At 55.1% G+C, this 4,713-nt stretch carries 3 protein-coding genes; 1 reads left to right on the forward strand and 2 read right to left on the reverse strand.

What is annotated here, in order from left to right; all coding sequences use genetic code 11:
* Positions 1-331 precede the first annotated feature (331 nt).
* Both N434_RS25165 and N434_RS25170 read right to left on the reverse strand, forming a co-directional pair.
* Entirely contained in the window at positions 332-2,092 is a 1,761-nt protein-coding gene (locus N434_RS25165) for a YfjI family protein (RefSeq protein WP_097050023.1), read from the reverse strand.
* Complete coding sequence (locus tag N434_RS25170) at positions 2,085-2,588, reverse strand: DNA primase (RefSeq protein ID WP_110760758.1); 504 nt, start codon at positions 2,586-2,588, stop codon at positions 2,085-2,087. Before N434_RS25170 ends, N434_RS25165 begins: the two co-directional genes overlap by 8 nt.
* Before the next feature lie 1,178 nt (positions 2,589-3,766).
* Between N434_RS25170 and N434_RS25670 the strand changes: the two genes are divergently transcribed.
* The coding region (locus N434_RS25670; protein WP_146227720.1) for a hypothetical protein at positions 3,767-4,713 on the forward strand (947 nt) is incomplete at its 3' end.

Below are 4,713 nucleotides of genomic sequence, written 5' to 3' on the forward strand. Positions count from 1 at the left end.
TAGGGCACGCTCCATACTGAGAGGCCCTATTAAGATGCCCTGGGAGCCTCCGTGAGGCTCCGGTGCTCCGGCCTATGGATAACCGATGGCTTTGAAGGGATCGGCTAAAAACGCCGTTTAGGGCGATCCAGGGGTAGCCGATGTAGCCGTAGCCAAACCATATTTTTTATGCAGTTTGGGGGTCCAATTGGGGGTTGTATCGGTGATAAGAAATACTTAATACATTGATTTATATAAAAATTTTAGGGAAATTATAGCTGATACGGACTCCTCCAAACGAAAAAGCTAGTTTTTCTATCTACAAGGGGGCTTTTGCCCCCCCCTCCCCGCGTCATTCCCCCTTCGAAGCATGATGGTATTCGAGCGCCTCCGGTGTTCGGTCTGGTAGCTTGGTTACGGTTAGGTCTAGTGGCTTGGCTACGGCTACACCGGCTACATTAGCTACACCGGGTGGCTGCTCAGCGCCAGGGGGAGCCGTAGCCAGCGCTGGCGCTGTTATCTCCACTATCCGAGGGGCCGGCGAAGCCCCTTTCCAGAGCGCCGGGTGGACATGAATCTCCTTGCGCTGCCCGTCTTGAAGCAACCGCACGCGCCCCTCTGCCACCAATTCATCCAGGGCGGCATCCAACACGGCCCCCTTGCGTAGGGTGCGCGGGGACGCCTTCTGCTGCACCACCCGGCGCGGGACAGTGGCGATATTCTCCCGGCGGCAATAGTCGACCAACCAGCGTTCCAGGTGCGCCTTGTTAGCCAACTCTTCTGGCAACGCCCGTTCGCTGAAGAAACGGCGGGCTTCGTGCAGGTGCCAGGCGGCGATTCTCGAAGCGCCTTTAACCGCTTCCAGGCCAATTTCACCACCTGCCCCGTTCTCGAAGATATGGAACAGGGCGGCGAGCCGGGCCGCGTTCTCGGCGGCCTTGTTGGCCACGTCGCGCACGTCGTGGAACTTACCGCTAGAACCCAGTTCTAGCTCTGTTTCATTACTAAACGTCACCCATGCCTTCTTGGCGTCCGGTGTTAGGGACAGGGTGATGAGAGACAATGAACCATCGTCGGCAATGGATACATTGTCCAAGAGATCCCCAATCCTCCGATTGTAGCTATTGAGCGCGGGCATGAATTCCGGCGGCTCTGCAAACAGCTGGGTCCCCTGGGTCGATTCCGGCCAGGCGATCAGAAAGCGGGACAGAAAGCCCGTGCCTCGCACCAATCCTCTGGCCCTGTCGAAGAAATCGAGCAGGGTAGTTTCTTGAACCTGCAGCGCGATGGTCAGCCGCGCTCCGTGCACAACAAAGGATTCGGATGTGTGCCGGTCAGTGGCAATGGATGATCCATGCCATAGTTCATTTAGGGTGGTCAGGCAGCGCAACATCGGATCCTTGCCCATGCTATGCGAACCTAACACCAGCCCGCCCTCACTCGATACCAAGCCGCCGGACGGCCAGACTTCGGCTAGATTCCATCGCAGGCTTTCCGTGGTGATGTCGGTATAGATCAGTCGGGGCACCCGTGGCGGTTTCGGTTTGTTTTTCTCCAGATCATAGAGTTTATTTTTCCATTCGCTGAAATCAGAGCCTGCCTTGGCAAGCTGACTGATTTTCGCCTTGACACCTTTGTAATTCGCCTCCCAGGTGCCCATTGCCGCAGCATGCTTCTCGATTCCCTGCCGGGCGTTGGCGGCCTGTTTGTCTTCGTAGTCCCGGATCGGATGCATGAAATACCCATCGCAGGTAGATTTGCGTTCACCGGAATCTGCGATGGTCAGTAGGAACAGCCCGGTCGGCCCGTGCAGATGTTCTGCCCGCATCACATCGACAAGGGCCTGCCCCGCCAGCGACAAGGGAGCCAATGCGCTGTTCGCCACCAGCGGCAGCGGGGCCTTGGTGACTGCGCGGATTTCCCCAACGGCGGCTTTGATCCCGCCGGGCAGCGCATCCAAGGGATAGGGTTCGGGTTCGATGCCGGACGTTGAGGGGAGTTCCGGCCAGGGGGTGTCTGCGGATGGCCACTGTTCGTTCGCTGCCTTGCTGTTGGCCAGCCATTCCAATTCCTTCGTATCGAATCCGTGGGTGTTGGCATGTGGGTTATCCATTCGCCACCTCCGCAGCCATCAGTCGTTCACGTGCAACCTCGATGCGCACCCGATCTTCGACGGACAACGGTTTACCCGCTTCAATGTCGGCAACCGCTATACGTAGGATTTTCCGGTCAATTTCCAGCGGATCAATCGCCGCTAGGGTACATTTGGCATACCGCCGGGCGGCCTCGTGGGGCCTCTGGCGGGCACAGGTCCAGGGTTCGGGGAAAAGGTCCTTCCATTCCAAGCCAACCGCCGTGAGCACGGTCTCAGGGGCGCATCCGGCGTGGCAATAGATCAGTACGCGCTCCCCGGTGTCGCAGATGCTTAGGGATGGGGAGCGGTCATCATGAGCGGGGCAGCGGGCATACCAGCGGCCTTGCTCGCGTGAGATGACGCCCTCCAGCCGAGCGATGAGCTCATCGGCGGGGCCGGTGGCGGGGGGCAATTCCTTTAAATTAGTGGGGTTTCCCGCTTGCGTTCCGGATTCGTTATTGTATATAATGAACATGATAGGTTTTATCTCCTATGTTGACTGTCAGAGGTTGCATATGGGGGTATCTCCTATGGGCGTGTCACGAAACACGCTTAAATACATTTATTAGCGACTGCCAAAAGGTTCTCCGCAGGGTGCGGTGGGCCTTTTTTTTTAAAAATTATCTGGCTTTTCCCGGGAAAAACTTGGATAATGATATTCGTTGAATTTTAAAAAAAATTTTTTGCGAATTTAAAGTCAAACCCCTAATTATAACTCAAATAACATCTTCTCGCAATCCGAATCCAGATATACCCCCCATATAGCTTCCGAAGCCCATCTCGCGGGAATTGCCGTCGAGCATGAGCTGCCCTTCCCCGCCGGTCTCCGAAATCGGGAACGATCAGCCGTAACATATCCTGTGTAGCTGCTGTAGCCGCTGTAGCCGTAGCCACGATAGGAACCGTGATCTTAATTTTTCGTTAGGAGTGTATTTTCCAAAGCGCACTTACCCACGACCAAGAAAAAAGCCCCCCCTCCCCCCAGGAAAGAAAAAAAGCGCTTCTGATGGCCAGATCGGTATTGCCCCTGGGTGTTTACTCAGGGGCACCTTTCCCCAAAGCATCGTAGGGCTGGCCCGGTGAAGCTATCCACGGACACTTACCGGGGAAATCCACGTCTACGCGCAGAAGCCTTCTGAAAGGCCCTCAGAGCCTTTCTCAGGCGATTATAGGCGTTTGTAAGGTTTGGGGGGGGGGGTAGGGGTAAAAGGTAAAACCGCTCTACGGGCCTTCTAGGGCTATTGAGGTTAGCGAAACTTTGGAGATCCCTTTGGACTTTATGATATTGCTAGTTATATAGTTAGAATTTGCGCGTTGGCGAGAAGGTGCATGCGTAAAAAATCGAAAAAAGATAGTTTTTATCACAAAAAAGAAAGGTAAAAGATGAACGGCAGAAGAGAAAAAAAAGAAAAATTAGGCGATCTAAGAAGGCATGGAAAGAGACTAAAAGTCTGATAAAGCAAGCGGTTTCAAGTGGCTATCATTCCTGAATCTTTCTTACCACAATGTGTAGCCCCATAAAGAACAAAGGCCCAGTGACCGAGGTCGCTGAGCCTTTGCAGTTCCCGGTTAGTGTTAGAAGCACTGCCGAGAATGCTACGTTGTATGCCCACCAAGGCAATATGAGCAGCAATATTTGCTCCTCCAGTAGCAATGAAAACTCTATGCTTATCTAAGCCAGTTTGCAACTGGCACACTCCCTCCGGCATCCCTGCGCCAGCGGGCAACCGGGATGCCTCTAAATCCAGGAAGTCCCGGAAATCACGGAAGAATGGCGCCTTCCAGTCCAGGCTATATAAGAAGATAGAGTCCTCTCTTAAGAAGCAGGATTCCGTCAAGCCCGCCCTCAAGCAGGCCATCTTCGGGTCGGGGTCGAAAACCGCCTCAGGCGGCCCTCAGCGCCCCACAAGCGCGCTTCCTTCCACTCCTTACCCAACCCCTTCCCCGGCTCCCACATCTCGCGAGAAGCCCCTCGGAAGCGGTAACCGCTGCGGGCACGATCCGAAAAATCCAAAGCTCCTCGATATCCCGATACCGGAAAATCGCCCCAAATTCACCCAGGAAGCGGCAAGAAAGTTACTGTCACACGTTGAAAAACTCGGATTACTGCCGATTTTAAATTTCCACGCCGATGGACGCAAAGTCCGCAGCGAGCGCCGCGACGGCATTGGTATGCTTCTCGTCGCGCTGGTGCTACGCATGGATTTAGCGACCGGGCGCGTGGGCTTCCCGACGGAACATGGCTTCTTTAACTACACCATGGACCACCTGGCGACCTGGGCAGGGTTAGGCGAACGGCGCGTGGCGCGGATCGTAGCGACGCTCAAGGACGCCGGGTATCTCACCGTGTCCCAAATCCGGGAACGGTTGAAGGATGGCTCCTACAGAAGTTTTTCCGCGATCAAGATCGTTTCCACCACGCTCTTCGATGCTCTGGGACTCCGGGGCTGGCTTGACAAGGAACGCGCGAAAGCTAAAGAGCGGCTCAGGATAAAACAGAAGGCCTATGAGAAGGCATACGCCAAAAGAGGGGCAACGATGATGAAGCAGCTGACCGCGAAAATCGCCGGAATGGCCCCAACAAGTCCTGCCCGCAATAC

Source organism: Rhizobium sp. UGM030330-04 (assembly GCF_003208455.1).
In the GTDB taxonomy this organism is placed as follows: Bacteria; Pseudomonadota; Alphaproteobacteria; order Rhizobiales; family Rhizobiaceae; genus Agrobacterium; species Agrobacterium rhizogenes_A.

What these genes read in the sequence shown, in the direction of transcription:
- N434_RS25165 (WP_097050023.1), bottom strand. Translation starts at nt 2,092, where the DNA reads ATGGATAACCCACATGCCAACACCCACGGATTCGATACGAAGGAATTG.
- N434_RS25170 (WP_110760758.1), bottom strand. Translation starts at nt 2,588, where the DNA reads ATGTTCATTATATACAATAACGAATCCGGAACGCAAGCGGGAAACCCC.